The 26,422-nt window shown below is 70.6% G+C and carries 28 protein-coding genes and 1 tRNA gene; 17 read left to right on the top strand and 12 right to left on the bottom strand.

Annotated features, from left to right (window positions below; genetic code table 11):
• From EUA94_RS00320 to EUA94_RS00310, 3 genes are read right to left on the bottom strand one after another with little or no spacing between them, the layout of a single operon-like run.
• Complete coding sequence (locus EUA94_RS00320; protein ID WP_129423554.1) at positions 1-2,775, bottom strand: bifunctional YncE family protein/alkaline phosphatase family protein; 2,775 nt, start codon at positions 2,773-2,775, stop codon at positions 1-3.
• A gap of 30 nt (positions 2,776-2,805) precedes the next feature.
• Entirely contained in the window at positions 2,806-4,185 is a 1,380-nt protein-coding gene (locus EUA94_RS00315) for an ABC transporter permease (RefSeq protein ID WP_129423552.1), read from the bottom strand.
• Positions 4,182-5,108: an ABC transporter ATP-binding protein gene (locus EUA94_RS00310; RefSeq protein WP_129423550.1), complete on the bottom strand. Its 927-nt coding sequence runs from the start codon at positions 5,106-5,108 to the stop codon at positions 4,182-4,184. Before EUA94_RS00310 ends, EUA94_RS00315 begins: the two co-directional genes overlap by 4 nt.
• A 176-nt stretch (positions 5,109-5,284) precedes the next feature.
• Between EUA94_RS00310 and recO the strand changes: the two genes are divergently transcribed.
• The gene (recO, locus tag EUA94_RS00305) at positions 5,285-6,013 is read left to right on the top strand and encodes a DNA repair protein RecO (protein WP_129423548.1); all 729 of its coding nucleotides are present in this window, start codon (positions 5,285-5,287) and stop codon (positions 6,011-6,013) included.
• Between the two features lie 10 nt (positions 6,014-6,023).
• Here recO and EUA94_RS00300 read toward each other — a convergent pair whose 3' ends face one another.
• Positions 6,024-6,722, bottom strand: a complete 699-nt coding sequence (locus EUA94_RS00300; RefSeq protein ID WP_129423546.1) for a 4a-hydroxytetrahydrobiopterin dehydratase — start codon at positions 6,720-6,722, stop codon at positions 6,024-6,026.
• Between the two features lie 65 nt (positions 6,723-6,787).
• Here EUA94_RS00300 and EUA94_RS00295 point away from each other — a divergent pair, with 65 nt between their 5' ends.
• Complete coding sequence (locus tag EUA94_RS00295; RefSeq protein WP_129423544.1) at positions 6,788-7,576, top strand: isoprenyl transferase; 789 nt, start codon at positions 6,788-6,790, stop codon at positions 7,574-7,576.
• Here the strand turns inward: EUA94_RS00295 and EUA94_RS00290 are convergent.
• The 4 genes from EUA94_RS00290 to EUA94_RS00275 are packed head-to-tail and all read right to left on the bottom strand — an operon-like array spanning position 7,573 to position 10,700.
• A complete protein-coding gene (locus EUA94_RS00290) occupies positions 7,573-7,977 on the bottom strand; it encodes a Fur family transcriptional regulator (RefSeq protein ID WP_129423542.1) in 405 nt (134 codons plus the stop codon). The genes EUA94_RS00295 and EUA94_RS00290 overlap by 4 nt on opposite strands.
• Positions 7,964-8,968, bottom strand: a complete 1,005-nt coding sequence (locus EUA94_RS00285) for a metal ABC transporter permease (protein ID WP_129423540.1) — start codon at positions 8,966-8,968, stop codon at positions 7,964-7,966. The genes EUA94_RS00290 and EUA94_RS00285 overlap by 14 nt, the downstream gene beginning before the upstream one ends.
• Positions 8,965-9,768, bottom strand: coding sequence for a metal ABC transporter ATP-binding protein (locus EUA94_RS00280; RefSeq protein ID WP_242494601.1), 804 nt, complete (start codon positions 9,766-9,768; stop codon positions 8,965-8,967). Before EUA94_RS00280 ends, EUA94_RS00285 begins: the two co-directional genes overlap by 4 nt.
• Positions 9,765-10,700: a metal ABC transporter substrate-binding protein gene (locus EUA94_RS00275; RefSeq protein WP_129423538.1), complete on the bottom strand. Its 936-nt coding sequence runs from the start codon at positions 10,698-10,700 to the stop codon at positions 9,765-9,767. Before EUA94_RS00275 ends, EUA94_RS00280 begins: the two co-directional genes overlap by 4 nt.
• Before the next feature lie 127 nt (positions 10,701-10,827).
• On the opposite strand from EUA94_RS00275, the gene EUA94_RS00270 reads away from it, so the two are divergent.
• The 8 genes from EUA94_RS00270 to EUA94_RS00235 all read left to right on the top strand — a co-directional run bounded on the left by EUA94_RS00270 (position 10,828) and on the right by EUA94_RS00235 (position 17,146).
• Entirely contained in the window at positions 10,828-11,157 is a 330-nt protein-coding gene (locus EUA94_RS00270) for an antibiotic biosynthesis monooxygenase family protein (RefSeq protein ID WP_129423536.1), read from the top strand.
• Positions 11,158-11,221: 64 nt separating this feature from the next.
• On the top strand, positions 11,222-12,634 hold the full coding sequence (locus EUA94_RS00265) for a glycine--tRNA ligase (protein ID WP_129423534.1): 1,413 nt from the start codon (positions 11,222-11,224) through the stop codon (positions 12,632-12,634).
• Positions 12,635-12,666: 32 nt separating this feature from the next.
• Positions 12,667-13,308 (top strand): hypothetical protein, encoded by a 642-nt coding sequence (locus EUA94_RS00260; RefSeq protein WP_129423532.1) that lies wholly within the window; start codon positions 12,667-12,669, stop codon positions 13,306-13,308.
• 36 nt (positions 13,309-13,344) lie between these two features.
• The gene (gene dusB / locus EUA94_RS00255) at positions 13,345-14,484 is read left to right on the top strand and encodes a tRNA dihydrouridine synthase DusB (RefSeq protein ID WP_129423530.1); all 1,140 of its coding nucleotides are present in this window, start codon (positions 13,345-13,347) and stop codon (positions 14,482-14,484) included.
• Positions 14,485-14,754: 270 nt separating this feature from the next.
• Entirely contained in the window at positions 14,755-15,579 is an 825-nt protein-coding gene (locus tag EUA94_RS00250) for a VldE C-terminal domain-containing protein (protein ID WP_129423528.1), read from the top strand.
• Positions 15,580-15,720: 141 nt separating this feature from the next.
• Positions 15,721-16,062 carry a PadR family transcriptional regulator gene (locus tag EUA94_RS00245; protein WP_129423526.1) on the top strand — a complete coding sequence of 114 codons (342 nt, stop codon included), beginning with the start codon at positions 15,721-15,723 and terminating at the stop codon, positions 16,060-16,062.
• Complete coding sequence (locus tag EUA94_RS00240; RefSeq protein WP_129423524.1) at positions 16,059-16,763, top strand: hypothetical protein; 705 nt, start codon at positions 16,059-16,061, stop codon at positions 16,761-16,763. The genes EUA94_RS00245 and EUA94_RS00240 overlap by 4 nt, the downstream gene beginning before the upstream one ends.
• Positions 16,760-17,146 (top strand): hypothetical protein, encoded by a 387-nt coding sequence (locus tag EUA94_RS00235; RefSeq protein WP_129423522.1) that lies wholly within the window; start codon positions 16,760-16,762, stop codon positions 17,144-17,146. The genes EUA94_RS00240 and EUA94_RS00235 overlap by 4 nt, the downstream gene beginning before the upstream one ends.
• A 61-nt stretch (positions 17,147-17,207) precedes the next feature.
• On the opposite strand, the gene EUA94_RS00230 is transcribed toward EUA94_RS00235, so the two are convergent.
• The gene (locus EUA94_RS00230; protein ID WP_129423521.1) at positions 17,208-17,534 is read right to left on the bottom strand and encodes a hypothetical protein; all 327 of its coding nucleotides are present in this window, start codon (positions 17,532-17,534) and stop codon (positions 17,208-17,210) included.
• Between the two features lie 136 nt (positions 17,535-17,670).
• On the opposite strand from EUA94_RS00230, the gene EUA94_RS00225 reads away from it, so the two are divergent.
• Entirely contained in the window at positions 17,671-18,489 is an 819-nt protein-coding gene (locus tag EUA94_RS00225) for a helix-turn-helix transcriptional regulator (RefSeq protein WP_242494600.1), read from the top strand.
• A 47-nt stretch (positions 18,490-18,536) separates the two neighbouring features.
• Positions 18,537-19,820, top strand: a complete 1,284-nt coding sequence (locus EUA94_RS00220) for a deoxyguanosinetriphosphate triphosphohydrolase (protein ID WP_129423519.1) — start codon at positions 18,537-18,539, stop codon at positions 19,818-19,820.
• On the opposite strand, the gene EUA94_RS00215 is transcribed toward EUA94_RS00220, so the two are convergent.
• Genes EUA94_RS00215 through EUA94_RS00205 form a run of 3 tightly spaced genes read right to left on the bottom strand, consistent with a single transcriptional unit; the run spans position 19,817 to position 20,853 of the window.
• Entirely contained in the window at positions 19,817-20,143 is a 327-nt protein-coding gene (locus EUA94_RS00215) for a YtxH domain-containing protein (RefSeq protein ID WP_207210361.1), read from the bottom strand. The genes EUA94_RS00220 and EUA94_RS00215 overlap by 4 nt on opposite strands.
• Positions 20,144-20,192: 49 nt before the next feature.
• On the bottom strand, positions 20,193-20,453 hold the full coding sequence (locus EUA94_RS00210; RefSeq protein ID WP_129423517.1) for a DUF3618 domain-containing protein: 261 nt from the start codon (positions 20,451-20,453) through the stop codon (positions 20,193-20,195).
• Positions 20,446-20,853, bottom strand: a complete 408-nt coding sequence (locus tag EUA94_RS00205) for a phage holin family protein (protein ID WP_129423515.1) — start codon at positions 20,851-20,853, stop codon at positions 20,446-20,448. Before EUA94_RS00205 ends, EUA94_RS00210 begins: the two co-directional genes overlap by 8 nt.
• A 116-nt stretch (positions 20,854-20,969) precedes the next feature.
• On the opposite strand from EUA94_RS00205, the gene dnaG reads away from it, so the two are divergent.
• The 5 genes from dnaG (at position 20,970) to EUA94_RS00180 (ending at position 26,414) form a co-directional block, all read left to right on the top strand.
• Entirely contained in the window at positions 20,970-22,874 is a 1,905-nt protein-coding gene (gene dnaG, locus EUA94_RS00200) for a DNA primase (protein WP_129423513.1), read from the top strand.
• Positions 22,871-23,377, top strand: coding sequence for a hypothetical protein (locus EUA94_RS00195; protein ID WP_129423512.1), 507 nt, complete (start codon positions 22,871-22,873; stop codon positions 23,375-23,377). The genes dnaG and EUA94_RS00195 overlap by 4 nt, the downstream gene beginning before the upstream one ends.
• Positions 23,378-23,428: 51 nt before the next feature.
• Positions 23,429-23,501: transfer RNA gene (locus EUA94_RS00190), tRNA-Asn, on the top strand.
• Positions 23,502-23,750: 249 nt separating this feature from the next.
• The gene (locus EUA94_RS00185) at positions 23,751-23,969 is read left to right on the top strand and encodes a DUF2933 domain-containing protein (RefSeq protein ID WP_129423510.1); all 219 of its coding nucleotides are present in this window, start codon (positions 23,751-23,753) and stop codon (positions 23,967-23,969) included.
• A 75-nt stretch (positions 23,970-24,044) separates the two neighbouring features.
• Positions 24,045-26,414, top strand: a complete 2,370-nt coding sequence (locus EUA94_RS00180) for a heavy metal translocating P-type ATPase (protein ID WP_129423508.1) — start codon at positions 24,045-24,047, stop codon at positions 26,412-26,414.
• Positions 26,415-26,422 lie beyond the last annotated feature (8 nt).

Below are 26,422 nucleotides of genomic sequence, written 5' to 3'. Positions count from 1 at the left end.
TCAGTCGGTGTCCGAGCCCGGCAGTGCCGCGCCCGGGACCTCGCTCGGGAGGTAGATCTCGGCGTCGCCCGGGTAGGGCAGGTCCCAGTGGTGGGCGTCGTACCAGGTGTAGCGATTCATCAGCTCCGGGTTGGCGTAGTCGGCGCGGGCCTGCTCGCCACTCAGGTGCTGCTGGTCCGCCCACTTCTCCCATTCCACGACGTATGAGACGTACGCCGCGGGCGTGGCGGGAGCCTTGGCCGCCGCCCGGGCCCCGGTCGGGGTGTCGAGACCGCACGCCGGCGCCGTCTTGATGTTCTCCGTCAACGAGATCCGGTTCTTCCGGGCGGTGTAGGGAGCGAGGTCCGGCTTCTTGGTGAAGGCGTCGAACATCGGCGTCGCGGCGGCGACCTTCTGGTTGAGCGGCTCCGCGCCGAGGATCTGCTCGATCGTGCGGACCATGTTCATCTGCGTGTAGTAGGTCGACACGGTCCTGCCGTGGGTGGCCCAGGGGCTGATCACCTGCACAGGTGCGCGGTGTCCGTCGACGTGGTCGGCGCCGTTCTGGCTGTCGTCCTCGACCACGAAGATCGCCGAGTCCTTCCACCACTTGCTGTGCGAGATGGTGTCGACGATCTTGCCGACGGCGACGTCGCCGCTGGCCACGTTGGAGCGCGCCGAGACCGGGCCGCCGGTGTGGTCGTCGGAGAGCCAGATCATCTGGAAGTCCTGGGGGCCGGACTTCTGGAAGTCCTGCTTCCAGATCTGGTAGCGGTAGAGGTCCGGGATCGACATGTCGAACGGCGGCGAGAGCGGGTGGGTGATCTCGTTGAGCGAGGGGATCACCGAGCCGTAGTTGCCCGCGAGCGCGGGCGCCGTCAGCTGGGCGGGGTCGCCGCCTGCCTCGACGCTCTGGCTCGCGCAGTAGTACTGCTGCCAGGTGCCGGCCGGCTTGCCCTCGGTGTAGATGAACTCGCCGTAGTTCTTCGCACTGTGGCCCGCCGCCTGCACCGCAGTCCAGAGGAACCCCGAGCGCTGGTGGCCGAGCACGTCCTCCTCCGTGTCGTAGCTGCGGACGTACTCGCCCGCGCTGGACTCGGTGTACTCCGGGTTGTCGCCCTGCATCAGCCAGTTGTGGCCCTCGGCGGAGTTGGTGCCGGTGTCGTAGACGTTGTCGTAGAGGCCGAACTGGCGTGACAGCGCGTGGATGTTGGGCGTGACCTGCTCGCCGAACTGCGCGAGCGACGGGTCGCCGTTGCCCTCGGGCATGTCGCCGTGGACCTGGTCGTAGGTGCGGTTCTCCTTGACCAGCATGAAGACGTGCTTGATCGTCGACGGGTCGCCGATCCGCTTGGGCACCGGCACCGCCTTGGCGCGGTTGCCCGTCGCGTGCTTGGTGTCGGTGTCGGCCGGGCCCCAGCCGTTCTGGGCGAAGACCTGCGGGGTGAGGGTCTCCCGGATCTCGGTGTCGTCGGGCAGGGTGAACCGCGTCAGGGACGCGGTCGTGCCATGCGTGCCACGGCCCGTCGCGGGGGTGGTGCCGTAGCCCTGGTTGAACGTGATGAGCGGACCGCGCGCGTCGATGCCGCGGCGGTTGGCGACGACCAGCCCGTCGCCGACGGAGAACACGTCCTCGGGGTAGTAGTCGGTCGGGACGAGGCCGACGTACCCGACGGGGTCGAGCGCGCTCTCGCCGAGGGTGTAGACGGCGATCGCGTTGGCGCGGCCCAGGCTGACCAGCAGCTTGCCCCGGTGGACGGTGATCGCGTCGGGTGCGTACCCGACGTCGGACCCCTGCCACGGCGTGGTGGCGATGGTCTGCACGACCTGGTCGGTGGCGGTGTCGACGACGGAGACCGTGTCGTCGTTGGTGTTGGCGACGTAGAGCGCACCGTCGTGCTCCTGCATGGCCGTCGGGTGGAGCCCCACCGGGACGCTGCCGACGGGTGCACCCGACGTCTGGGGGTCGATGACGCTGAGGGTGCCGGTGGTCGATGTGCCGCGCACCGGGTCGGCCGGCACTGCGGTGCCGTACGAGTCCTGGGTCGCGTCGCCGGCGACGGCGCGCCGCCCGCCCTCGTTGCTGACGTAGAGCCTGGAGCCCACGAAGCGCAGCTGGCGCGGGGCGATGCCCACCTGCCAGGTGCGGGTGATCGCGCCGCTCGCAGGGTCGATGGCAACGACCGCGTTCTGGCCGTTGAGCCCGGCGTAGAGCGTGGCGCCGTCGGGGGAGTAGGTGAGACCCGAGGTGAGGGCCCGCTGGCCCGCGAGGGCCGGGACCGGGACCTTCGTCGGGGCGCCGAGCGTCCCGTCCGGGTTCACCGGGAACCGGGTGAGGCCGGTCGCGTTGGGCATCCAGAGGACGGTGCCGTCGGGGGAGTAGAGCGGGCCCTCCTGCCCGACGGTGTTGTCCGTGAGCCGCAGGTCGACCCCCGCGGCGGTCCCGGCGCGCCAGATCAGGCGGTAGGTCGAGAGGTCGAAGACCTGCATCGACACCGAGCGGTCGTTCGAGGTCGCGGCGAGGAAACGGCCGTCCGGGCTGACGGTGGAGCCCATGAACTTGCCGTACGGCGTCACCAGCCGCTCGCCGAGCGGCTTGAGGACCTGGTCGGAGGAGATCTGCAGGCCCTCGGCGTACTCGGTGCCGACCTGGTGGTCGGCGAAGCCGACGGTGGTGCCGTAGGCGACTCCACCAGTGACAGCGAGGGTCACCACGCCGGCGATCACGCCGATCGGCCGGGTGCGGAGCAGGCGCGATCGTACGGGCCTCTCCACACGGTTGCGGGTCACGTTCATGGTGGTCCTCCTGGTGGGTGGTGAGTGGCGCTAGGGGTACTTCTGCGGAGACTGCTGATCGGTCGGGGCGAGCAGGTCGAGCGAGCCGTCGAGCTGCCACAGCGGGTTGGGCGCGTCACCGGCCGGCGTACGCACCTGGAAGTAGCCGTTGACCTCCTTGGGCCCGTCGCCGTCGGCGACGTACTTGCCGTCGGCGAGCACGTCGAGCTGGTAGATCGCGCTGCCCGTCGCGGTCGACCCGGGGAGCGTCCAGCTCACGACGCACCGCCAGTCGGAGCCCGGCCCCTCGTCGACCACGCGGTCGCCGCCCTTGTCGCAGCGCGCGGTGCTCTGCAGGTCGGCCTCCGTCACGGCCGGCCGACCGAGCTGCTCGGTCTGGAGGACGTAGAGGTGCGAGAACGACGTGGAGATCGCGGCTTCGACCTTGGACCTGTCGATGCCCGAGCCCGTCGCCCCGGTCGTGGCAAGGACGGCCCCCGTGCTCACGGCGACCAGGGCGGCCATGGGGGCGATGCCGCCCAGCAGGAAGCGGCGCCCGGAGCCGTCGTACGCCAGGTCGGTGAAGTCGCGCCGCACGAAGAGCCGGTGGGCGAGCCAGGTCGCCAGCACGATCCAGGCGAGGCTGGCAGCGAGGGGGATCCAGAGTGGTCCCTGCTGCCCGGGATCGGTGAGCAGCCCGCGCCAGCCGGTGAAGGCACTCACGGGGAGGACGACGCGGAGGGCGACCGGCACCGGCATCAGGGCGACGCCCTGGAGCACCAGTGCGACGACGACCGGGAGCAGCAGCCCGAGAGGTGAGCGGCCCAGGGCCACTGATCCGAGCAGGCCGACGGCGGCGAAGGCGAGCGTCGGGGGTACGACGCTGAGCCAGGCGAGCAGGACGGTCCGGGCCACCTCGCCGGAGGTCATCGCGTGCCCGTCGAGGCCCGGTAGGGGATGGCTGCCGACCACCGCCAGCCCGCCTGCGACCGACGACAGCGCCAGGGCCGCCACCAGCACCAGCACCACCGTGAGCGCGGCCAGCGCCTTGGCGGCGAAGATCATCCCGGGCGAGCGGACAGCGACCATGAGGTGTCGCCACGTGCCGAGCCGGTCCTCGACCGCGAACACGTCGCCCGCGACCAGTGCCGTGAGCAGCGGAAGCACCAGCGTGCCCATGAAGACGAGCACCGCGAGCGAACCCGCCCACCCGGACTGCCCCATCCAGCGTCCGTACAGCGCATCGGCAGGCAACGAGGTCTGACCGCTGATGACGGCGGTGTAGGCCGCGGGCGCGACGAGGCAGGCGACGAGCACCAACCTCAGGCGCCACTGCGAGACCAGCTTGAGCAGCTCGAAGCGATAGACGCTGGTCCACGGAACGGCCGTGGTCTCGCGCACGGTCGGCGCGCCGAGGGTGGCGGCAGTCATGCCGCACCCCCGGAGCCGGTGAGCGCGAGGAACGCCGCCTCGAGCGGGGGCACGACAGGGCCGAGCTCGCGGATCGCGACGCCGTCGGCGACGAGGCGCCGGACGAGGTCGTCGACGGCCGGTTCCGGACCGCGCACGACGATGGCCCGGTCGTCGACAGGGTGACCGTGGCGTGCCACCACCCGCAGAGACGGCGTACCCGCTGCGAGCCGATGGGCGGCGACGGGGTCGGCGGTCACGAGCCGGTAGTCCAGCTCGCCGCTCTCGGTGACGAGCTTGTGGATCGGTCCGGTGAACACGACGCGGCCCTCGGCGAGCAGGGTCACCTCGTCGCACAGCGCCGCCAGGTCGTCCATCCGGTGGCTGGAGAGGATCACGGTCGCGCCGTCGGCCGCGAGGTCGGTGAGGATCCGGTGCACCTGGTGCTTGCCCGCGGGGTCGAGGCCGTTGGCCGGTTCGTCGACGACGAGGAGCCGCGGGTCGCCGAGCAGCGCTGCGGCAAGCCCCAACCGCTGCCGCATGCCGAGGGAGAACCCGCGGGTCGGGTCGGCCGCGACATCGAGGAGGCCGACGCGGTCCAGGAGCGCGTCGACGTCCGGGGCGGTCCGGCCGGACCGGAGGCGCGCGAGCGCGGTCAGGTTCTGGCGTGCGGTCAGGCTGGGGTAGAGGCCCGGAGCGTCCACGAAGCCGGCGACGCCGTCCGGCACGGTCGCTCCGACGCCATTGCCCAGCACCTCGAGCGTGCCCGAGGTCGGCCGGGAGAGGCCGAGGAGCAGTCCGAGGAGGGTGGTCTTGCCGGCGCCGTTGGGCCCGACCAGGCCGTGGACCTGCCCCGTGGGGATGTCGAGGTCGACGCCTCCGAGGGCGATGACGTCGCCGAACCGCTTGGTGAGGTCGCGCACCCGCACAGCAAGGGCAGACATGACCCACCTCCATCCCGAGATCGAGGTCGTACGGAGGAGCCCGAGCGCCCCTCCGTCGAGTGACGCTAGGAGCCCCGGATGGACTCCGCCGCTCACTCAGGCGAACGGCCGGCGAACGACAGCGGGACCGGAGCGCGCTGCGGGGCTTCGCGCCACCCGTGGGGGACAATGGTCGGGTGCCCCTCTACCGCGACGAGGCGGTCGTGCTGCGCACCCACAAGCTGGGTGAGGCCGACCGCATCATCACCCTGCTGACGCGTCAGCACGGGCGGGTGCGCGCGGTCGCCAAGGGCGTGCGGCGTACGACGTCGCGCTGGGGCTCGCGCCTCGAGCCGTTCACCCACGTCGACCTGCAGCTCGCGGAGGGGCGCAGCCTCGACGTGATCACCCAGGCCGAGACGCTCGAACCGTTCAACGCGCGGCTCGGCCTCGACTACGACCGCTACACCGCCGGCACGGTGATGCTCGAGACCGCCGAGCGGCTCGTCACCGAGGAGAAGGAGCCCGCGGTCCAGCAGTTCCTCCTGCTCGTCGGCGGCCTTCGCGCGATGGCCGGTGGGGAGCACCCGGCCAAGCAGGTGCTCGACTCCTACCTCCTGCGCTCGCTGTCGGTCGCGGGCTATGCGCCGTCGTTCGACCACTGCGTGCAGTGCGGCATCGAGGGGCCACACCGGTTCTTCAACCCGTCCGCCGGTGGCGTGCTCTGCGCGTCGGACCGGCTGCCCGGCTCCGCGACCCCGGCCTCCGAGACGGTGGTCCTGCTGGGCGCCCTGCTCGTCGGCGACTGGCCGGTCGTCCACGCCGCCGACCCGCGCCACCTGCGCGAGGCGAGCAACCTGGTGACGGCGTACCTCTCCTGGCACCTCGAGCGCGGCCTGCGCTCGATGGCGTACGTCGAGCGCTGACCGCGGCGGGTCAGTCCTGCTCCACGCCGGACATGTCCGCGCAGAGGACGCCCTTGTTGCCGTCCTGGTCGGCGATGACGGTCAGCCCGGGCGACTGGGTGTCGTCGACGACGGTCCCGCCGGCAGCCACGGCGGCGGCGATCCGTTGCTCGACCACCTCGGCCGCGACGTAGACCTCGACGTGGAACCGCTGCCCGTCGGGCTCGTCCTCCCCGAACCACAGGTTCGGCACGCGGACCGTGGCGTCGCGGACCTCGTCGCTCGGTGACCCGCGTCCCTGCGAGTCGGCGCTGCCGGTGAGCAGGGCGGCCCAGACCGGGGCGATGGTCGCCGAGTCCGTGGTGTCGAGGCCGAGCTCGAGCTCGCTCACCGCGGCAGGGTCGGCCGTGAGCCGGTGCTCGGCCGCGATCTCCGTGATCCGGCGGGCCAGGTCGACGTCCTGCTGAGTGGGCCACTCGACGACGTACTCCGTGCCGTCGTCGTCGCGGTAGATCGCGTCCGCGGTGACCAGCTCGAGGTCGACGTGGCCCCGGCCGATCGCCACGCGCGGGTGGTGGTTGACCTCGTCGCCCGCCTCACCGACGGCCGTGACGAACCGCGCCGCGGCGCCGAAGTCGTCGACCAGGTAGCGGGCGTGCAGCCCCTGCGCGAGCTTGCGCCAGTCGGTCAGGTCGGCCTCGGCGATCTGTGCGCCACGCAGCATGTCCATGGTCGGCGACCCTAGTCGCGGCCTCCGACAGTGGCTGCGGGCCGCCGAGTCCTAGGCTGTCCACCGTGAAGCGACAGGTGAGGCCGCCGACCCCGCACCCGAGTGGCGCGACACCGCCGCCCGTGCCGCGCGAGCTGGTCCCCGAGCACGTCGCGATTGTCATGGACGGCAACGGCCGGTGGGCGAAGCAGCGTGGGCTGCCGCGTACGAAGGGCCACGAGGAGGGCGAGAGCACGCTCTTCGACGTCGTCGAGGGCGCGATCGAGATCGGCGTCAAGGCGATCTCCGCCTACGCCTTCTCCACCGAGAACTGGTCGCGCTCACCAGACGAGGTGCGCTTCCTGATGGGGTTCAACCGCGACGTGATCCGCCGCCGCCGCGACGAGATGCACGAGCTCGGCGTACGCGTGCGCTGGGCCGGCCGCGCCCCGCGCCTCTGGAAGTCGGTCATCAAGGAGCTCCAGGTCGCCGAGGAGATGACCAAGGACAACGACGTCCTGACCCTCACGATGTGCGTCAATTACGGCGGTCGCGCGGAGCTCGCCGACGCCGCGCGCTCGATCGGCCGCGAGGTCGCGGCGGGCCGGCTCAACCCGGACAAGATCGACGAGAAGACCTTCGCCCGCCACCTCTACGTCCCCGAGCTGCCCGACGCCGACCTGATCTGGCGTACGTCGGGCGAGCAGCGGCTCTCCAACTACATGCTGTGGCAGGCGGCGTACAGCGAGCTGGTCTTCACCGACGTGCTCTGGCCCGACGTCGACCGGCGCCACCTGTGGGCGGCCGTCGAGACGTACGCCAGCCGCGACCGCCGCTACGGCGGGGCGCTGCCCAACCAGGCGCCCCAGAACTAGCGGCAGGCCGGGCAGGTCCCGAAGATCTCCAGCGTGTGGCTGATGTCGGCGAAGCCGTGCTCCGACGCGATGGCGTTGGTCCACCGCTCCACCGCCGGCCCCTCGACCTCGACGGTCGCCCCGCAGGTGCGGCACACGAGGTGGTGGTGGTGCGCGTCGGAGCAGCTGCGCCAGATCGCCTCGCCGTCCTCGTTGCGCAGCATGTCGACCTCGCCGGCGTCCGCCAGCGCCGACAGCGTGCGGTAGACCGTCGCGAGGCCCACCGAGTCGCCCTGCTGCGAGATCAGGTCGTGGATCTCCTGGGCGCTGCGGAAGTCGTCGAACCCCGCGAGCGCGGCCGCGACCGCTCGCCGCTGTCGGGTGGGCCGGACCGCGCGCCGGCCCTGGTCAGTGCTCGTCATAGTGCTCTCCGTGTACGGCGTGCCGGTGGCCGTCGTGGACGTAGTCGACGTGGTCGGCGTGGGGAACTGCCGGGTGGCCGCAGTCCTCGCCGTGCTCGTGGGGGTGTACGTCGGCGGAGCGGTGCGGAGCCGCGGCGACCTCGGGGAAGGGGGCCATGAGCCTGCTGCGGCGGCGCAGCCAGACGCCGATCGGCCAGGTGGCGGTGAACATGGCCAGGGCCAGCAGCACGATCGTCGGACCGGGTGCGACGTCCACGCGGAAGGAGAGTGCGGCACTCACCAGCAGGCCACCGACGGAGGCCACGCAGCCGACGAGCATCGCTCCGACGAACGTCGCCCGGAAGGAGCGCGCGAGCTGCTGCGACGTCGCCACCGGCACCACCATGAGCGCCGAGACCAGCAGCAGGCCGACAGTGCGCATCGCGACCGTGATGCTGACGGCGGCCAGCACCGCGATCAGCAGGTTGTAGCCGCGGACCCGCAGGCCCGCCACCCGGGCGAAGTCCTGGTCGCTGGCCACGGCGAAGAGCTGGGGCGACAGTCCGAGCGTCAGGACGAGGACCACCACGGTGAGGACCGCGGTGAAGACCACGTCGGTGTACGAGATGCTGTTGAGCGAGCCGAAGAGGTAGGACTGCAGCGTCGCCGCGCCCTGTCCCGCGATGCCGGTGATGAGCACGCCTCCAGCGAGTCCGCCGTAGAAGAGCAGCGCCAGCGCGACGTCGCCGTTGGTGTGGCCGCGCTCGCGGATCACCTCCATCAGCACCGCGCCGAGCACCGCGACCACGATGGCGGACCAGGTGGGGGAGGCGCCCGTCAGCAGGCCGAGGGCCACGCCGGTCACGGCCACGTGCCCGATGCCGTCGCCGAGCAGTGCCAGCCGGCGCTGGACGATGAACGTGCCGATCGCCGGCGCCGCCAGCCCGGTGAGCAGGGCCGCGACCAGCGCGCGCTGCATGAAGTCGAGGGACAGAAGGTCGAGGAACGTCATGATCGGTTCCTCCGCTCCCAGTCGAAGGGGGAGGAGACGTGGGGTGCGTGGTCGTGCCCACCCGGCACGTCATGGTCGTGGTGGTGGTGCGCGTGCGAGGCGACCTCCTGCGTGAGCGGCGGGCCGTCGTACGCCACCCATCCGTCGCGCATCACGACCGTCCGGTCGATCAGCGGCATCATCGGGCCGATCTCGTGCGCCACCAGCACGATGGTCGCGCCGCGTTCCTTGAGCCGGCGCAGCGCGTCGGCGAGTGCCTGCTGGTTGGGGAGGTCGACGCCCGCGGTGGGCTCGTCGAGCACGAGCAGGTCCGGCTCGCCCGCGAGCGCCCGGGCGATGAGCACCCGTTGCTGCTGGCCGCCCGACAGCTGGGAGACGCCGTACGACGCCCGCTCGGCGAGGCCGACGACCTCGAGCGCGGACTCGACGGCAGACCGGTCGGCCGCGCTGGTCGGGCGCAGCAGGCGGCGCCGGCCGACGCGTCCGGAGGCGACGACCTCGCGGACCGTGGCGGGCACTCCGCCGGTCGCGGTCGAGCGCTGCGGCACGAAGCCGACCCGCTGCCAGTCGCCGAAGTCGTCGAGCGGCGTCCCGAAGAGGCGTACCTCGCCGCGAGCCACCGGCAGGAGCCCGGTGAGCGCACGGACGAGGGTGGACTTGCCCGAGCCGTTCGGTCCGAGCAGCGTCACCATGTCGCCGGCGTGGACGGTCAGGTCGACGTCGCGCAGGATCGGTCGTCCCCCGATCGCGACGGAGACCCGGTCGAGGACGACGGGAACGCTGGTGTCGGTGGGCGTCACGAGCAACCGTTTGCCTGCTTGAGGGCGGTGAGGTTCTCGCGCATGAGGGAAAGGTAGTCCTCGTCGGCCGTGTCGTCGGACAACCCCTCGATGGGGTCGAGCACCGCGGTGGACACGCCGAGGTCGCCGGCCAGCGTCTCGGCCATCTTCGGGCTGACCAGTCGCTCGGAGAAGACGGTGGTCACGCCGTCCTCGGTGATGAGCTCCTGGAGGCGGGCCAGGTCGGCTGCCGTGGCCTCGGCGTCGGGGGACAGCCCGGCGATCGGCTCGAAGTCCAGCCCGTAGCGCGTGAGGTAGCCGAAGGCCTGGTGGCTGACCACCGTCGTGGTCCGCTCGCAGGAGGCCAGCCCCGCGGTGTAGTCGGCGTCGAGCGACTCGAGCTCGCCGCGCAGCGCAGCCGCGTTGTCGGCGTACGTCTGGGCCGCCTCGGGGTCGATCTCGCCCAGCTCGTCGGCGACCGCGTCGGCGAAGTCCGCGACCAGCAACGGGTCGAGCCAGAAGTGTGGGTCCACGTCGCCGTGCTCGGCGTGCTCCTCCTCGGTCTCGCCCTCGTGCTCCTCGTGGTCGTCCTCGCTCGCGGGCAGCAGGTCGACGACCGAGGCGGCGTCCAGCACGGGCGCGTCGGCACCCTCGACGGTGGCGTCGACCGCCGGCTGGAAACCGTCCTCGACGACGATGAGGTCCGCGTCCTCCAGGGCCGCGGTCTGGGCGATGGTCAGCGCCAGGTCGTGCGGCTCCTGACCGGGCTGCGTCAGGTTCTCCACCGTCCAGTCGTCGCCTGCCACCCGACCGGTCACCCAGGCCAGCGGGTAGAACGCCGCGACAGCCGAGCGACCATTCCCGGCTCCGTCGGCGGACCCGCCGCAACCCGCAAGGAGGAGGGCCGAGGCGAGGGCCGTGGCGAGGGCAACAGGTCGAGCGGCAGACAACATGAGAACGATTCTCACCTCTTTTGAGAACCATTGTCAAACACTCGCGGTAGTCCACCGGGAAATGGTCGTCAGGACGGCAGCCGGACGACCAGAACCCGGTGGACTACCCCGGCCGTAGGGTGAGCCCGTGCTCGTCGTCACCCGCCTCCGCGCCCCCGGTCCCGACCCCACCGCGGGGGAGGAGCTGCGTCGCGGGCTGCTGCACGCGCTCGCGATCCTGGCCGCCAAGCCCGGCCACGTCCGCGGCGAGGTCGGGCGCAACGTCGACGACCCGACCCTCTGGGTGCTGACCACGCGGTGGGAGAACGTCGGCTCGTACCGCCGGGCACTGGGGTCGTACGAGGGCAAGATGCACATCCAGCCACTGATGGTGCACGCGGTCGACGAGCCCAGTGCGTACGAGGTCGTGGAGGAGGGGACCGACCTCAACGAGGCCCAGCCCCGGTCGTTAGGCTGAGCGCTCGCCCGATCGGGCCGGCAGCCAGCCGGCCCGCCTCGCCTGATCCTGAAGGAACTCCCTCGTGGCCAAGCCTGCTCCGACCGCCCTGGACAACGTCGTCTCGCTCGCCAAGCGCCGAGGCTTCGTCTACCCCTGCGGCGAGATCTACGGCGGCACCAAGTCCGCCTGGGACTACGGCCCGCTCGGGGTGGAGCTGAAGGAGAACATCAAGCGTCAGTGGTGGCGCTTCATGGTCACCCGTCGCGACGACGTGGTCGGCCTCGACTCGAGCGTCATCCTGCCGACCCGCACGTGGGAGGCCAGCGGCCACCTGAGCACCTTCAGCGACCCGCTGACCGAGTGCCAGTCCTGCCACAAGCGGTTCCGTGCGGACCACATGCAGGAGGACTACGCCGCCAAGAAGGGCACCCCCGAGAAGCCGATCGACCCCGACACGGTCGACATCAACGAGCTGATCGCGTGCCCCAACTGCGGCACCCGCAACGCGTGGACCGAGCCGCGCAACTTCAACATGATGCTCAAGACCTACCTCGGCGTGATCGAGGACGAGTCCGGCCTGCACTACCTCCGGCCCGAGACCGCTCAGGGCATCTTCCTCAACTTCGCCAACGTTGTGACGAGCAGCCGGCAGAAGCCGCCGTTCGGGATCGCCCAGATGGGCAAGAGCTTCCGCAACGAGATCACCCCCGGCAACTTCATCTTCCGCACGCGCGAGTTCGAGCAGATGGAGATGGAGTTCTTCGTCAAGCCAGGCGAGGACGACGAGTGGTTCCGCTACTGGATCGAGGAGCGCACCCGCTGGTACGTCGACCTCGGCATCAACCCCGACAACCTGCGCCACTACGAGCACCCGGCCGAGAAGCTGTCGCACTACTCCAAGGGCACGACTGACATCGAGTACCGCTTCGGGTTCTCGGGTCGTGACTTCGAGGAGCTCGAGGGCATCGCCAACCGCACCGACTTCGACCTCAAGCAGCACAGCGAGTTCTCCGGCAAGGATCTGTCGTACTACGACCAGGCCGCCGACGAGCGCTACCTGCCGTACGTCATCGAGCCCGCCGCCGGCCTGACCCGCTCGCTGATGGCATTCCTCATCGACGCCTACACCGAGGACGAGGCGCCCAACACCAAGGGAGGCGTCGACAAGCGCGTCGTGCTCAAGCTCGACCCGCGCCTCGCGCCGGTGAAGGTCGCCGTGCTGCCGCTGAGCCGCAACGCTGACCTCTCGCCCAAGGCCAAGGCGCTGGCCGCCGAGCTGCGCCAGAACTGGAACGTCGAGTTCGACGACTCCGGCGCGATCGGCCGCCGCTACCGCCGCCAGGACGAGATCGGTACGCCGTTCTGCGTGACCGTCGACTTCGAGACGCTCGACGACGACGCGGTCACCATCCGCGAGCGCGACACGATGAGCCAGGAGCGGGTCAGCCTCGACGGGATCACCCGCTGGTTCGCGGAGAAGCTTGTCGGCTGCTGATCCACGGCAGCGCCGCGTGCCACGATGTCGGCATGCGGCGGACGGTGGTGCTCACGACGGCCCTCATGCTGGCGGCGACCGGCTGCTCGGGCAGCGACTCCGGTACGACGCCCACGCCCGCCACGACCAGCGGGGCCGTCGACACGGCTGCGGCCACGGATCCCGGCACCGACCTCGAGCTCGGTGACGAGGCGACGCTGGTCTGGCAACCCGCAACGAGCCTCACCGGCGTGCTCGAGCTGAGCGTCGACGCGGTGGCCGAGCAGCGCCAGTCGGTGTTCGACGGCTGGATCCGCGACGACGTGATGGCGGCCTCGCGGCCGTACTTCGTCACCGTGACACTGACCAACGCGGGGGAGTCCGACCTCGCAGGGCAGGACGTCCCGCTCTACCTCCGCGACGACAACGGCACGCTCGGCGCGCCGTGGACCTTGGGCGGCGACTTCGCCGCGTGCCAGAGCGGGCCACTGCCCACGCCGTTCGGGGCGGGCACGGACGCGGGGATGTGCCTGGTCTACCTGGTGCCCGACGGCGCCCGGATCGAGGACCTGGTGTTCGAGCCGACCGAGGGCTACGACCCGATCACCTGGTCCGGTGAGGTGCAGGCGCCGGAGAAGAAGGCGGACGGGAAGAAGAACCAGAAGCAGGACGGGAAGAAGCGGAAGCGCGGCTGATTTGGGCGGCGAGCGAGCCGGTTCGACAATGGGGGCATGTCCGCGCTCCCCACCTCCCTGACGCTGGGGTCGCTGCGCGTCGAGACGCCGGTGGTGCTGGCGCCGATGGCGGGCATCACCAACGCGGCCTACCGCCGGCTCTGCGCCGAGCAGGGGGCCGGTCTGTACGTCTCCGAGATGATCACCAGCCGCGGACTCGTCGAGGGCGACGAGACCACGCAGAAGATGCTGGTCTTCGACGAGCTCGAGACCGTCCGCTCCGTGCAGCTCTACGGCACCGACCCGGTCTACATCGGCAAGGCCGTCGAGATCCTGTGCGCCGACCACGGCGTGGCCCACGTCGACCTCAACTTCGGCTGCCCGGTCCCCAAGGTGACCCGCAAGGGCGGCGGGGGAGCGCTGCCGTGGAAGCGCGGCCTCCTCGGCGAGATCCTCGAGCACGCGGTCTCCGCCGCGGCGCCGTACGACGTCCCGGTGACGATGAAGACCCGCAAGGGCCTCGACGACGACCACCTGACCTACCTCGACGCCGGCCGGATCGCCCAGGAGTCCGGCGTCGCCGCGATCGCCCTGCACGGACGTACGGTCCAGCAGGCCTACTCCGGCCAGGCCGACTGGGACGCGATCGCGGCCCTCGTCGCGCACGTCGACCTCCCGGTCCTCGGCAACGGCGACATCTGGGAGGCGGCCGACGCGCTCCGGATGGTCGAGCAGACCGGTGCCGCCGGTGTGGTCGTGGGTCGCGGCTGCCTGGGCCGGCCGTGGCTGTTCCGCGACCTCGCCGCCGCGTTCAACGGCGAGGCCGTCGCCACGCTCCCTGCCCTCGGTGAGGTCCGCACGATGATGCGCCGCCACGCCGAGCTGCTCTCCGAGCACATGGGGGAGGAGCGCGGCTGCAAGGAGTTCCGCAAGCACGTCGCGTGGTACCTCAAGGGCTTCCCGGCCGGTGGCGAGCTGCGCCACCAGCTCGCTCTCGTCGACTCCCTCGCCACCCTCGACGACCTGCTCGACGGACTCGACCCGGACGCGACGTTCCCGGAGCGCGAGCTCGGCACGCCGCGCGGCCGGCAGGGCGCGCCCCGCAAGAAGGTGGCGCTCCCCGACGGGTGGCTCGACGACACCGACGGGCGTGGATCTCACCTCCGCGAGGACGCGAACGAGACCACAGGGGGCTGATGGCCCCAGCCTCTCGGCGTACGCAGGGATCCGTCGCGGGTGAGCGGGAACACGTGCGTTTTTACCGGGGGTGATGGGGACAGGCAGAGAATCCTGTGCTCTACTCGATGATCGCGTCGGCGTGGGCACGGGTTCCCCCTCGTGGATCGGCGCACTGTCCCCCGTCAGCAAGTGCAAAGGATCAGCGCTGTGGCTCAGCATCGCCACAAGCGGGAAGCCCCTGCTACCCCCCGTCCGCTCCGTCAACCCCGAGTGCCCCGCTCCGTCCTGGTGTCCGCACCGATCGCCGTCGTGGCGACGCTGTCCGCGGTGACCATGGGCATGCTCGCGGCCGAGCCGGCGACGTCCGACGACAGCCTCCTCGCCTCGTCCGGGACCCAGTCGTTCGCCAGCGCCGCCTCGTCGGCCCTGAGCCGCCGCGGCGACGTCGTGTCGCGCTCCACCATCCGCACCGCCGCGAAGGCCGAGTCCGCCGCGCGCCAGGACATCGAGGTCGACCAGCAGGCGCGACGCCTCGCGAAGAAGGTCGACTCGTCCATGTGGACCACCGACGTGCTCAACCTCTGGTCGGGCCCGTCGGAGAAGTCCGACAAGCTCGGTGAGCTCGGCGCTGTGAAGCAGGTGGCGGTCACGGGTCGTGAGCAGGCCGGCCGCACCCAGGTCGTCCTGGACGGTCAGTCGCGCTGGGTGAGCTCCGACTACCTCAGCCAGGACAAGCCCGAGCCCGAGCCGGCCGGCCCGAGTCTCGGCGGCGTCTGCGCCAACGGCTCGGTGATCGACGCCGGGCGCGCCTCGCTCTACGAGATCCACGACGTGGTGTGCGCCAGCTGGCCGGAGATCACCAGTTATGGCACGTGGCGCGGCGACGGCGAGCACGGCCAGGGTCGCGCGATCGACATCATGACCACCGGTGAGACCGGCTGGGCGGTCGCCAACTTCCTCCGCGCCAACTACTCCGCCCTGGGCATCGAGTACATCATCTTCTCCCAGAACATCTGGTCGGTGGAGCGCGGTGGCGAGGGCTGGCGCGGGATGTCGGACCGCGGCTCGACCACGGCCAACCACTACGACCACGTGCACGTCACGGTCTACTGAAGAGGTCGGAAGCTACATCTGACGTAGGACCCTGACGTGAGATGCACGCGATCGCCGGGTCAGCACCGGCGCCGCGGACGGCGGCGCGTTTCTGCGCCGGCCGTGGTTGCCGCCAGGTGCATATCTTCCTAAGGTGGGGCCATGGTGTATCGCAAGCCCGGCACGTTGCTGCCCATCGAGGGCGACATCTTGAGGGTGATCGCGTCCAACGGGCAACGTGGCGCCCATGGATTCGCCGTCGCCAAGGATCTCGCTGGAGATGGTCGCGCCAAGGCTCTTCTGAGTCACGGCACCCTCTACAAGGCGTTGGACCGACTGCGGACCCGCGGCCTGTTGTCCGCCGAGTGGGAAGAGGCCGAGGCGGCTGAGTCGGCTGGGCGCCCACGCCGCAAGGTCTACTGGGTGACTTCCGCCGGAGCCAAGGTCCTGGCCGACGCTGCTCTGGTCCAACCGGGGTTTCACGCCGGGGAATCTCCGGCATGAGCCTCACGGACACGACAGGTGCCCGGATCGCTCGTTGGTGGGTGCACGCGCTCACGCGAACCGCTGAGCCAACCGCCGGCCGGGACCGCCGGGACGAGATAGCGTCCGACGTTCACGAGCAGCTCGCAGAGGCCTCGGGCCGGGGCGCTCTGGCGGCCGGATCTCGATCCGTTGTCGGCCGCGTTGTTCGAGGAGTGCCTGCCGACCTCGTCTGGCGCATTCGTCTGGAGGCGCGCCCTGGGCGCCTCGCCTGGCACCTGCGAAACCCCAGTACGGCCTTGACGAGCGCATTCCTCGTGATGGTTCCGGTCAATCAGATGGCCGATGCGGCGTGGCCCGGCGAGCGACACCTTGTCGACTACCGCGTGCCCCTGTGGGCGGCGACCGAGGCGCTGGGGGTCGCCCTGCTCGCGTTCGTCCTCTGGGCGGCATGGGCGCGGGTGCGGCCCGGGGCGGTGGCCAGCGCCCAGAAGTATCCCTCGAGGTCGCGCGCCGAGCGGCTCCGTCGAGCTGCGACGGCATTCATGGCGGTGTCGTGGGCTGGCTCAGCGGTGTTCCGCTTCGGGTTCGTCGAGCCCATCGGAGCAGTGTGCTGGGGGTTGTTCTGGCTGGGGCTGCTGTTGTACCTAGTCGTTCTGGCGGGCTCGGCCGCACAGCGGGGGTTGACTATGGGAAGATATCTTCCTAAGGTCGTGGCATGACTCAGGCACTGACTCGCACCAGGCCCCGGAAGGGGGCGCCGATCTTCGTCGCTGGTTGGACTGGTGTGGCGCTGTTCGCAGCGGTCGCGCTGATCACCAACGGGCTGTCGGCCTGGGCATTCTCCGGATTGATCGCGGGTGTCGCCGTCGGCATGATCGCGTGGTACCGCATGACCACGGGACGCCCGGCCGTCCTTGTCGGGCTCGTGCTCGGTGTGCTCGTCATCCTGCTGCTGGGCGCCGCTACTGCGTCGAACCTGACGGCGAACGACCTGCCGCCTGCCAAGAGGTACCTCAACGACATCTTCGGGCTCGGCGCCGGGTTGTTGATACTCGTAGGCAGCGTTCTCGGGCTCGGCGGGCGTAGAAGGGCGACACGCTGACGAACGTCGCACGTGGTGGCACCACGGCACCGGACGCCGACTCGCCGCGAGACTGACCTGGCTACACGCGGGCACGTGGCCGCCGCGCAGTCACCTTCACGACGCCCCAGCCGATGCCAGCGATCAGCGGCATGACGACGGCGAGCGCGAGGTGGAACATGACGTCCTCGCGGTTCACTAGCCAGTCGGCCCACGTCATGCCGATCCCGGTGCTGGCCCAGAGCGTGGCCACCCACGCGTAGCCCACCCGCCTCTGCGCCAGGACCGCTCCGGTCAGGAGCGGTCCTGCCAGCACGAGCGGGACGAAGAGCGGGTCGATCCAGCCGAGCTGGGCGACCAGCTGGCCCAGGGCGGCTGCGAGGACGAGCCGGGATGTGAACCGGGACATGGTGACCTCCGTGTCGAAGAGCGGATGACCAGCCTCGGTCGAGAGGCGCCTGCGACGCATCGCTCCGACGAGCGGTGTTGCCGATCTCGCTCTGAAGAGTGAGTACGGTGCGGCCGCTGCGTCGGTACCGTCGAGCATGACGTCGATCATCCCGCGACGACCCCCGGCCGTGGATCTCCTGCTGGCGGCCGCGCTGACGTTGGCCGGGCAGGCCGAGATCTGGACGCCCGCGCTGGTGCCGGGTGTCGGCACTGTGGTCGGCTCGGTCGTGGTGCTGGGGGTGACGACCCTTCCGATCACCCTTCCGCTGGCGTTGCGGCGTACGTCGCCTCTCGCGGTGCTCGTCGTCGTTTTCGGCGCGGCCGCGGCCCAGGGTTGGTTCACCACGCCTCCCGAAGGGCTGGCGACGTTGACCGCCTTGATGGTCGCGGCGTACTCGAGCACGGCGCTGGCCAGAGCCGGGACCCACGTCGTCAGCGCTCTCGTGATCGTGGTCGGCATCGCCCTCCTGGGTCGGGAGTCCGGCGACGAGGCGTTCATGGCCATCGTGTTCGGAGCAGCGTGGCTGATGGGGTTCGTGGTCGCCCAGCGGTCCGGGCAGCTCGTCCGGCTGACGGGCGACAACCGCGACCTCGCGGATCGACTCGCGTCGGCGACGGCGGTCCTCGCCGAGGCCGAGGACCGGCGCCGTCGAGGTGGGGTCGCTCCCGCTCCTGCGGACCTCGCCGTCCTGACCGGCCGCGAGCTCGAGGTGGCACGGGCTGTTGCCAGCGGGATGTCGAACGCCGAGATTGCCCAGCACCTCGTGATCAGCGAGTGGACCGTCAAGACCCACGTGGCCAGCATCCTGCGCAAGCTGCGGTTGCGGGACCGGACGCAGGTCGTCGTCGCCGCCTACGAGTCGGGACTCGTTCGCCCCGCCGCGCCCCCGGAGGGGGCGACGGCCGATGACTGAGCCGCCACGGGTGGCGTGTCCCCGGCGCTCGCTAGGCTGACCGGCCGATGAGCATCGAGGACCTGTACGACGACGCGGCGCGCGAGCGCATCGTCGCCGAGCCGCCCAAACGTGTCGACGCGCCCGTACGCCTGGCGTTCGAGCGCGACCGGGCGCGTGTGGTGCATGCCGCCGCGTCGCGCCGGCTCGCCGCGAAGACCCAGGTCGTCGGCCCGCAGACCGACGACTTCGTCCGCAACCGGCTCACGCACAGCCTCGAGGTCGCGCAGATCGCCCGCGACCTGGCGCGCGCGCTCGGCACGCACCCCGACATCGCCGAGACGGCCGCGCTCGCTCACGACCTGGGCCACCCGCCGTTCGGCCACAACGGCGAGCGCGCGCTGGCCGAGCTCAGCACCGACTGCGGCGGGTTCGAGGGCAACGCCCAGACGCTGCGGCTGCTGACCCGGCTCGAGTCGAAGACCTTTGACGCCCACGGGCGGTCGGTCGGGCTCAACCTCACCCGAGCCACCCTCGACGCCTGCACGAAGTATCCCTGGCTGCGCTCGGAGGCCACCGGCCCGCACGGTGTCCATGCCGACGGCACGCCGCGCGTGGTCGTGAAGTTCGGCGTCTACGACGACGACCGACCGGTCTTCGACTGGCTCCGCCGCGGGATCGAGGGCCGCGGCCGCTGCCTGGAGGCGCAGGTGATGGACCTCGCCGACGATGTCGCCTACTCCGTGCACGACGTCGAGGACGGCATCGTCGCCGGCCGGCTCGACCTCACCCGCCTCGACCGGGACGCCCTCTGGGAGACGGTGCGGTCGTGGTACCTGCCCGGCATCGAGGACGCCGCGCTCGACGCCGCCCTCGCCGACCTGCGGGCGGTCGGCAGCTGGCCGCGGTCGTCGTACGACGGCAGTCGCAGGAGCCTGGCCGCGATCAAGAACCTCACCAGCGACCTCATCGGCAGGTTCTGCGGCAGCGTGCAGGAGTCGACGTTCGCCGCGACGGGCGGGGAGCCGCTCGTACGCCACCGGGCCGACCTGGTCGTGCCGACGGCGACCGAGGTCGAGATCGGCGTGCTCAAGGGCATCGCCGCCCACTACGTCATGCAGGCCGACGACCGGGTGACGCTCATGGAGCACCAGCGCACGCTGGTCGCCGAGCTGGTCGAGGCGCTGTGGGAGCGCGGCGCCGATGCGCTCGACCCGGTCTTCGTGTCCGATTGGGACGACGCCGCGGACGACGCCGGCCGGCGACGCGTGGTCATCGACCAGGTCGCGTCGCTCACCGACGCCAGCGCCGTCACGCGGCACGCGGCGCTGACGCGCCCCTCGGAGAACTAGGGCAGGTCGCCCTGCGGGTAGGGGTTGTCCTGCAGCGCGGTGCTGTCCGGGTTGAGCTGGTCGGTGAGGTCGGAGCGGTGGTCACCGCTGCCCGAGGGCGTCACCTTGTCGGCCGCGGTGCTGGCCGCCGCGGCGACCTTGTCCTTGACGATCGGTGCCTTCTCCTTGGCGAGGTCGGCGGCCTGGGCAGCCTTCTCCTGGACCCGCGGGTCGTCCTTGACCCGGGTCGCGGCGCGCTTGATCTGTTCGTAGCGCTCGCGTCCGGCGCGGGTGCCGAGCACGTAGCCGATCCCTCCGGCGATGAGCAGCGTGAGCTTCTTCATGGTGTCTCCCTCTGTGTCCTGGGTGGCCTGGGTTGGTCGTGCGGTCTGGTCAGTCGGCGCGACGGCGCCACAGCAGCAGCACCAGGCCCATCGCCACGAGCGACCCGGCCGCGGCCAGCACCTCGGGGCGGGGCTTCCCGGTGTCGGTCGTGGCGGAGTCCTTGAGCGAGGCGACCTTGTCCTTCGCCTGCGCCTTCACGTCGAGCTTGGCCGCGAGCTCGTCGACCGTGCCGGCGAGCTGCGCGCGCTGCGCCTCGATCTCGGCCTCGATCTGCTCCGGCGTACGGGCGTTGTCAGTCTGGTCAGCCACGGTGGGCCCCCTTCACGGTCGCGACGTCGTCCTTGATGCCCTGGATGGCGCGCGCCGGCACCGCGGGAGTCGCCTCGGCGACCTTGTTCTTCCCCATCAGCCCGACGACAGCCGCTAACGCCAGCAGCACGACTGCCACGATGAGCGCGGCCAGCCAGGCGTCGACGATCGTGGCGAGGCCGAGGATCGCGGTGGTGACGAGGGCCGCCAGCGCGAAGAACGCGAGCAGCCCGGCGACGCTGAACATCCCGATCCCGACACCCGCGCGCTTGCCCTTCTCGGCCACTTCGGCCTGGGCCAGCCGGATCTCGGAGCGGATGAGCTCGGGGATCTGCTGGGAGAGCTGGTGGACCAGGGCGCCGAGGGTCTGACCCTCTGGCGCTCCTTGCTGAGCAGTCATGTCCTCGACCTTGCCAAACGCGCCCGGCAGACACCAGCCCGGCCAACCCCTAGGGGTGCCGCGGCGTTGTGGAGACCGGGCGGCGGGGGTGGGTCCGCGCCCGTAGACTCCCCGGCGTGGCAGGCCGGATTCGCGACGACGACATCGCCGAGGTGCGCGAGAAGGCGCGGATCGACGACGTCGTGTCGCAGTACGTCACGCTGAAGCGCGCCGGCGGCGGGTCGCTCAAGGGCCTGTGCCCCTTCCACGACGAGAAGACCCCCTCGTTCAACGTCAACTCCGCGCGACAGTTCTTCCACTGTTTCGGCTGTGGGGAAGGCGGCGACGTCATCGCCTTCGTGATGAAGGTCGACGGCCTCACCTTCACCGAGGCCGTCGAGCGACTGGGGGAGAAGTACGGCGTCCAGCTCCGCCGCGAGGAGGGCGACGACGAGCCCGTACGCCCCCGCGGTCCTGCGCGGGGCCGGCTCATCGACGCGCACAAGGTGGCCCAGGAGTTCTACGCCGAGCAGCTCGCGTCGCCCGACGCCGTGGTCGCTCGGCAGTTCCTCGACCAGCGCGGCTTCGACCAGGCCGCCGCCCAGATGTTCGGCGTCGGCTTCGCGCCGCGCGACGGCGAGGCACTCACCCGCCACCTGAGGGGCCGCCGGTTCACCGACGAGGAGTCCGTCGCCGCCGGCCTGGTCGCGCACGGCCGGTCCCACTACGACCGGTTCCGGGGCCGACTGGTCTGGCCGATCCGCGAGGCCAACGGCGACACCATCGGCTTCGGCGCCCGCCGCATCTTCGACGACGACCGCATCGAGGCGAAGTACCTCAACACCTCCGAGACCGCGATCTACAAAAAAAGCCACGTCCTCTACGGGATCGACCTGGCCCGCACCGCGATGAAGGACGCCCAGCAGGCGGTGGTCGTCGAGGGCTACACCGACGTGATGGCCTGCCACCTCGCCGGCGTGCGCACGGCCGTGGCGTCGTGCGGCACGGCGTTCGGCACCGACCACGCGCGGGTGCTGCGCCGTTTCCTCGGTGACCACGACACCACCAGCGGCGAGGTGATCTTCACCTTCGACGGCGACTCGGCCGGACAGAAGGCCGCGATGAAGGTGCTCGAGAGCGACCAGGTCTTTGCCTCGCAGACCTACGTCGCGGTCGCGCCCGAGGGCATGGACCCGTGCGACCTGCGGCTCAAGGAGGGTGACGAGGCGGTCCGTGAGCTCGTCGCCAAGCGCCAGCCGCTCTACCGCTTCGCCCTCGACAACATCCTCCTCCGCCACGACCTCGATCGCGCCGACGGCCGCATCGATGCGCTGCGCGACGCGGCGGGGCTCGTCGCGGGCATCCGCGACAAGACCAAGGTCGAGTCCTTCTCCCGCGAGCTCGCCCACATGGTCGGCGTGGACGTCGACGAGGTCCGCGGCGAGGTGCGCCGGGCGGCCAGCCGCCCCGCCAAGGCACCGGACGAGCGGCGTACGACCCGTGCGAGCGAGCAGCCCGAACAGCCCGAGCCGGCCCGGCCCGCCCTGCCGAGCCTGTCCGACCCGCGCTTCCTCATCGAGCGCGAGATGCTCAAGCTCGTCATCCAGCACCCGTCCGGGGTGGGGCGCACGACCACGCACGTCTCGACCACCGACTTCACGCACCCGACCTTCCAGGGCGTGTGGGAGGCCGTCACGGCCGCGGGCGGCCCGGCCAGCGGTGCCGACGACCCCGGCTGGGCCAACAAGGTGCGTGGCGTCGCCACCGATCCGGCCGTGATCGCGGCGATCACCGAGCTCGGCGTCGAGCCGATCCGCGGCACGTCCGACCCCAACCCGACGTTCGCCGTGGCCTACGTCTACCGACTCCAGGAGCTCACCACGTCCCGCCGCATCGCCGACGTCAAGGCGCGCCTGCAGCGCACCAACCCGGTCGAGCACGCCCTCGACTACAACCGGATGTTCGGCGAGCTGGTGATGCTCGAGCAGCACCGCCGCAAGCTGCGCGAGGGCGCGGTCGGCCAGCCGGGCGCCGCGACATGAGCCCCTTCTGGTCGCGTACGTCGTCCCCGTCCGTCGCGGTCGCGCCGGGGGAGAAGGTGCTGGCCTCGGCCACCACCGACGACGGCTCCCTCATCGCTGGCACGCGCGACGCCTTCTACATCGCGACCGGCGAGGAGACCCGGCGCGTCCCGTGGGAGCAGGTCGAGGCCGCCGACTGGGATCGTGACACCGACACCTTCCGGCTGTCCGAGGTCGGCAGCTGGGGCGAGCAGCGCCCGGTCCACACGGCGGTGCTCGCCGACCCCGGCCGGCTGCTCGAGCTGGTGCGCGAGCGGGTCACCGCGAGCGTCGTCCTCCAGCGCCACGTCGCGGTCTCCGGCCGCCGCGGACTGCGCGTCATCGCCCGGCGCGCACCCTCCGGCGCGGGTGGCGTCCAGTGGATCTACGAGTACGACGCGGGTGTCGACCCGGAAGACCCGGCCGTCCGAACCCTGGCCCGCGAGGCGCTCGAGGGGATGCGCCAGGAGGTCGGCCTGCCCTGATTTCACCCGCGCGACCGGGCTTGCTAATGTTGCGCCCCGCTGCACAAGCGATCCCCTGTAGCTCAATTGGCAGAGCATTCGACTGTTAATCGGAGGGTTGTTGGTTCGAGTCCAACCGGGGGAGCAGTGGAAAACGGCCCGTGACCTGCGAAAGCGCAGATCACGGGCCGTTTGCATGTCCCGTGCATCGTCTATGCATCGTTCGCGGTCCTCAGAGCCTTCTAAGGACACGCTGCGAGTGCTCTCAACCCCGGCTTGCGCGTCGCGGGACTTATGGCTGCGTCCGGGGACCTTGTGCCCTGCCGAGGGTCCGTCCACGCGCCGATGCTGTAGGTAGGCGGGATACTCTCGTCGGTTGATGTTGGGAGATGTCATGAACAAGGACCACTACCCGTTTTATGGCGTTGCGCTCGTCGCAGGTGCCGCGTTAGCGGTGTGGGCAGGGATGCCTGTCGCGTTCCTGTTGTTCCTGGTCTGCCCGCTCATGATGTTCTTCATGATGAAGGGCATGGGTGGCATGCACGGCAACGCCCCCGCTGCGCCCACGACGACACAGACGACGGTTTCAGCCGACGAGCCCAAGCGCCTCTGACCGCCCTGCTTCTTCATCTCGGGACTCAGGTCTTTCGGCCCTTGACCATATACCCCTAGGGGGTATCCTCGAATCATGGACAGCCACCCGATCCAACACGACGCACGCCCCGCCACCCTGACGGTCAAGGACCCGGTGTGCGGGATGGACGTGGACCCTGCGACGAGCACGCTGACAGCGGTGCACGATGGGGAGACGTTCCACTTCTGCTCCGCAGGCTGCCGGGCGAAGTTCGAGGCCGACCCCGACCAGTACGGTAAGCACGCCAGGCACGGCGACCACTCGGCGGCCGGCGCAGCCGAAGTTCCGGCCGGGGCTGAGGTGGCGGAGTACACGTGTCCGATGCACCCGGAGATCCGACAGCCCGGACCCGGTTCGTGCCCCATCTGCGGGATGGCACTGGAACCGGTCCTGGTCACCACCGACACCGGCCCAAACGCGGAGCTCATCGACATGACCCGCCGGTTCTGGGTCGGTGTCGTGCTGTCCATCCCGGTCCTCATCCTCGGGATGGGCGCAGACCTGTTCCCCGCAGTCCACGACCTCATCTCCCCGCGAGCCTCGGCGTGGGTCCAACTGGTGTTGGCGACGCCGGTGGTGTTGTGGGCGGGCTGGCCCTTCTTCCAGCGGGGCTGGACGTCGGTCCGGACCATGCACCTGAACATGTTCACGCTGATCGCGATGGGCACCGGTGTCGCTTGGCTGTTCAGCGTGGTCGCCACAATCGCACCGGGCATCTTCCCCGAAGCGTTCCGCTTGGACGGCACCGTCGATGTCTACTTCGAAGCCGCCGCCGTCATCACCACCTTGGTCCTGCTGGGGCAGGTGCTGGAGCTACGAGCCCGTGAACAGACCTCGGGTGCCATCAAGGCATTGCTGGACCTAAGCCCCAAGACGGCCCGACGCGTCCGTGCCGACGGCACCGACGAGGAAGTGGCCCTGGACGAGGTTCAACTCGGTGACCGGTTGCGGGTCCGCCCGGGCGAGAAGGTGCCGGTAGACGGTGCGGTCGAGGAAGGACGCTCCTCGGTTGATGAGTCCTTGGTGACCGGTGAGTCGATGCCGACCACGAAGACCATCGGCGACGCGATCATCGGTGGGACCATCAACCAGACCGGGGCGCTGGTCATGGTCGCCGAGAAGGTAGGTCGCGACACGATGCTGGCCCGCATCGTGCAGATGGTCGCCGAAGCCCAACGCTCCCGTGCGCCCATCCAGCGGATGGCGGACCGGGTTGCCGCCGTCTTCGTTCCCATCGTCATCACCATCGCCGTCGTCGCGTTCGCCGTATGGGCGACCGTGGGCCCCGACCCGCGACTGGCGCACGCCCTGGTTGTCGCGGTCGCGGTCCTGATCATTGCCTGCCCGTGTGCGCTTGGGCTCGCCACACCGGTCTCGATCATGGTCGGGGTGGGACGCGGCGCGCAGATGGGTGTCCTCATCAAGAACGCCGAAGCGCTGGAGCGGATGGAGAAGGTCGACACCCTCGTGGTGGACAAGACCGGCACCCTCACCGCAGGACGGCCTTCGGTCACCCACATCGTTCCCGTCGCTGCAGGTGGAGACTTCGAGGAGACGGAGCTGCTGCGGCTGGCTGCCGGAGTCGAACGTGCCTCGGAGCACCCATTGGCTCAGGCCATCGTCAACGCAGCCAACGACAGGCGCCTGGCCATCCCGGAGGTGAGCGACTTCGACTCACCCGTCGGGCGCGGCGTAGTAGGAGTCGTCGATGGACACACCGTGACGTTGGGCAGCGCCGACTTCATGACCAGCCGGCACATCGACCCGGCTGCACTCCTCGCCGAAGCAGACCGATTGCGGGGCGACGGTGCCACCGCCATCTTCATCGGCGTCGACACCCACGTGGCAGGAATCTTCGCCATCGCCGACCCCGTCAAGGAAACCACCCCCGCGGCAGTTGAGGCGTTGCATGCTGCGGGCATCGAGGTGGTCATGCTCACCGGTGACAACCGGGTCACCGCAGAGGCCGTCGCCCGCTCGTTGGGCATCGACCGGGTGGAAGCCGAAGTCCTCCCCGACCACAAGGCTGACGTAGTGCAACGCCTCCGCGCCGAAGGCCGAGTGGTCGCCATGGCCGGCGACGGCGTCAACGACGCCCCCGCCCTGGCCGCAGCCGATGTCGGCCTCGCCATGGGCACTGGCACCGATGTAGCCATCGAATCCGCAGGTGTGACGCTCCTCAACGGCGACCTCACCGGCATCGTCCATGCCCGGCAGCTGTCCGCCGCCACGATGTCGAACATCCGCCAGAACCTCGTTTTCGCGTTCGCCTACAACGTCGCAGGCATCCCGATTGCCGCCGGAGTCCTCTACCCGGTCACCGGGCTCCTGCTCTCACCGATGATTGCCGCCGCCGCGATGGCCCTGTCGTCGGTCAGCGTCATCACCAACGCGCTCCGCCTGCGCACCCAACACCTCGCATGACCTGCACC

The organism is Nocardioides zhouii (assembly GCF_004137345.1).
GTDB classification, from domain to species: domain Bacteria; phylum Actinomycetota; class Actinomycetes; order Propionibacteriales; family Nocardioidaceae; genus Nocardioides; species Nocardioides zhouii.
The sequence above is the reverse complement of the archived record's forward strand: the minus strand, read 5'-3'. Positions and strand labels throughout refer to the sequence as shown.

Excerpts from the sequence above, each read along its gene's own strand:
- EUA94_RS00320 (WP_129423554.1), bottom strand. The coding sequence starts at position 2,775 with ATGAACGTGACCCGCAACCGTGTGGAGAGGCCCGTACGATCGCGCCTG.
- EUA94_RS00315 (WP_129423552.1), bottom strand. The coding sequence starts at position 4,185 with ATGACTGCCGCCACCCTCGGCGCGCCGACCGTGCGCGAGACCACGGCC.
- EUA94_RS00310 (WP_129423550.1), bottom strand. The coding sequence starts at position 5,108 with ATGTCTGCCCTTGCTGTGCGGGTGCGCGACCTCACCAAGCGGTTCGGC.
- EUA94_RS00300 (WP_129423546.1), bottom strand. The coding sequence starts at position 6,722 with ATGGACATGCTGCGTGGCGCACAGATCGCCGAGGCCGACCTGACCGAC.
- EUA94_RS00290 (WP_129423542.1), bottom strand. The coding sequence starts at position 7,977 with ATGACGAGCACTGACCAGGGCCGGCGCGCGGTCCGGCCCACCCGACAG.
- EUA94_RS00285 (WP_129423540.1), bottom strand. The coding sequence starts at position 8,968 with ATGACGTTCCTCGACCTTCTGTCCCTCGACTTCATGCAGCGCGCGCTG.
- EUA94_RS00275 (WP_129423538.1), bottom strand. The coding sequence starts at position 10,700 with ATGTTGTCTGCCGCTCGACCTGTTGCCCTCGCCACGGCCCTCGCCTCG.
- EUA94_RS00260 (WP_129423532.1), top strand. The coding sequence starts at position 12,667 with ATGCGGCGGACGGTGGTGCTCACGACGGCCCTCATGCTGGCGGCGACC.
- dusB (WP_129423530.1), top strand. The coding sequence starts at position 13,345 with ATGTCCGCGCTCCCCACCTCCCTGACGCTGGGGTCGCTGCGCGTCGAG.
- EUA94_RS00245 (WP_129423526.1), top strand. The coding sequence starts at position 15,721 with ATGGTGTATCGCAAGCCCGGCACGTTGCTGCCCATCGAGGGCGACATC.
- EUA94_RS00240 (WP_129423524.1), top strand. The coding sequence starts at position 16,059 with ATGAGCCTCACGGACACGACAGGTGCCCGGATCGCTCGTTGGTGGGTG.
- EUA94_RS00235 (WP_129423522.1), top strand. The coding sequence starts at position 16,760 with ATGACTCAGGCACTGACTCGCACCAGGCCCCGGAAGGGGGCGCCGATC.
- EUA94_RS00230 (WP_129423521.1), bottom strand. The coding sequence starts at position 17,534 with ATGTCCCGGTTCACATCCCGGCTCGTCCTCGCAGCCGCCCTGGGCCAG.
- EUA94_RS00225 (WP_242494600.1), top strand. The coding sequence starts at position 17,671 with ATGACGTCGATCATCCCGCGACGACCCCCGGCCGTGGATCTCCTGCTG.
- EUA94_RS00220 (WP_129423519.1), top strand. The coding sequence starts at position 18,537 with ATGAGCATCGAGGACCTGTACGACGACGCGGCGCGCGAGCGCATCGTC.
- EUA94_RS00215 (WP_207210361.1), bottom strand. The coding sequence starts at position 20,143 with ATGAAGAAGCTCACGCTGCTCATCGCCGGAGGGATCGGCTACGTGCTC.
- EUA94_RS00205 (WP_129423515.1), bottom strand. The coding sequence starts at position 20,853 with ATGACTGCTCAGCAAGGAGCGCCAGAGGGTCAGACCCTCGGCGCCCTG.
- EUA94_RS00195 (WP_129423512.1), top strand. The coding sequence starts at position 22,871 with ATGAGCCCCTTCTGGTCGCGTACGTCGTCCCCGTCCGTCGCGGTCGCG.
- EUA94_RS00185 (WP_129423510.1), top strand. The coding sequence starts at position 23,751 with ATGAACAAGGACCACTACCCGTTTTATGGCGTTGCGCTCGTCGCAGGT.
- EUA94_RS00180 (WP_129423508.1), top strand. The coding sequence starts at position 24,045 with ATGGACAGCCACCCGATCCAACACGACGCACGCCCCGCCACCCTGACG.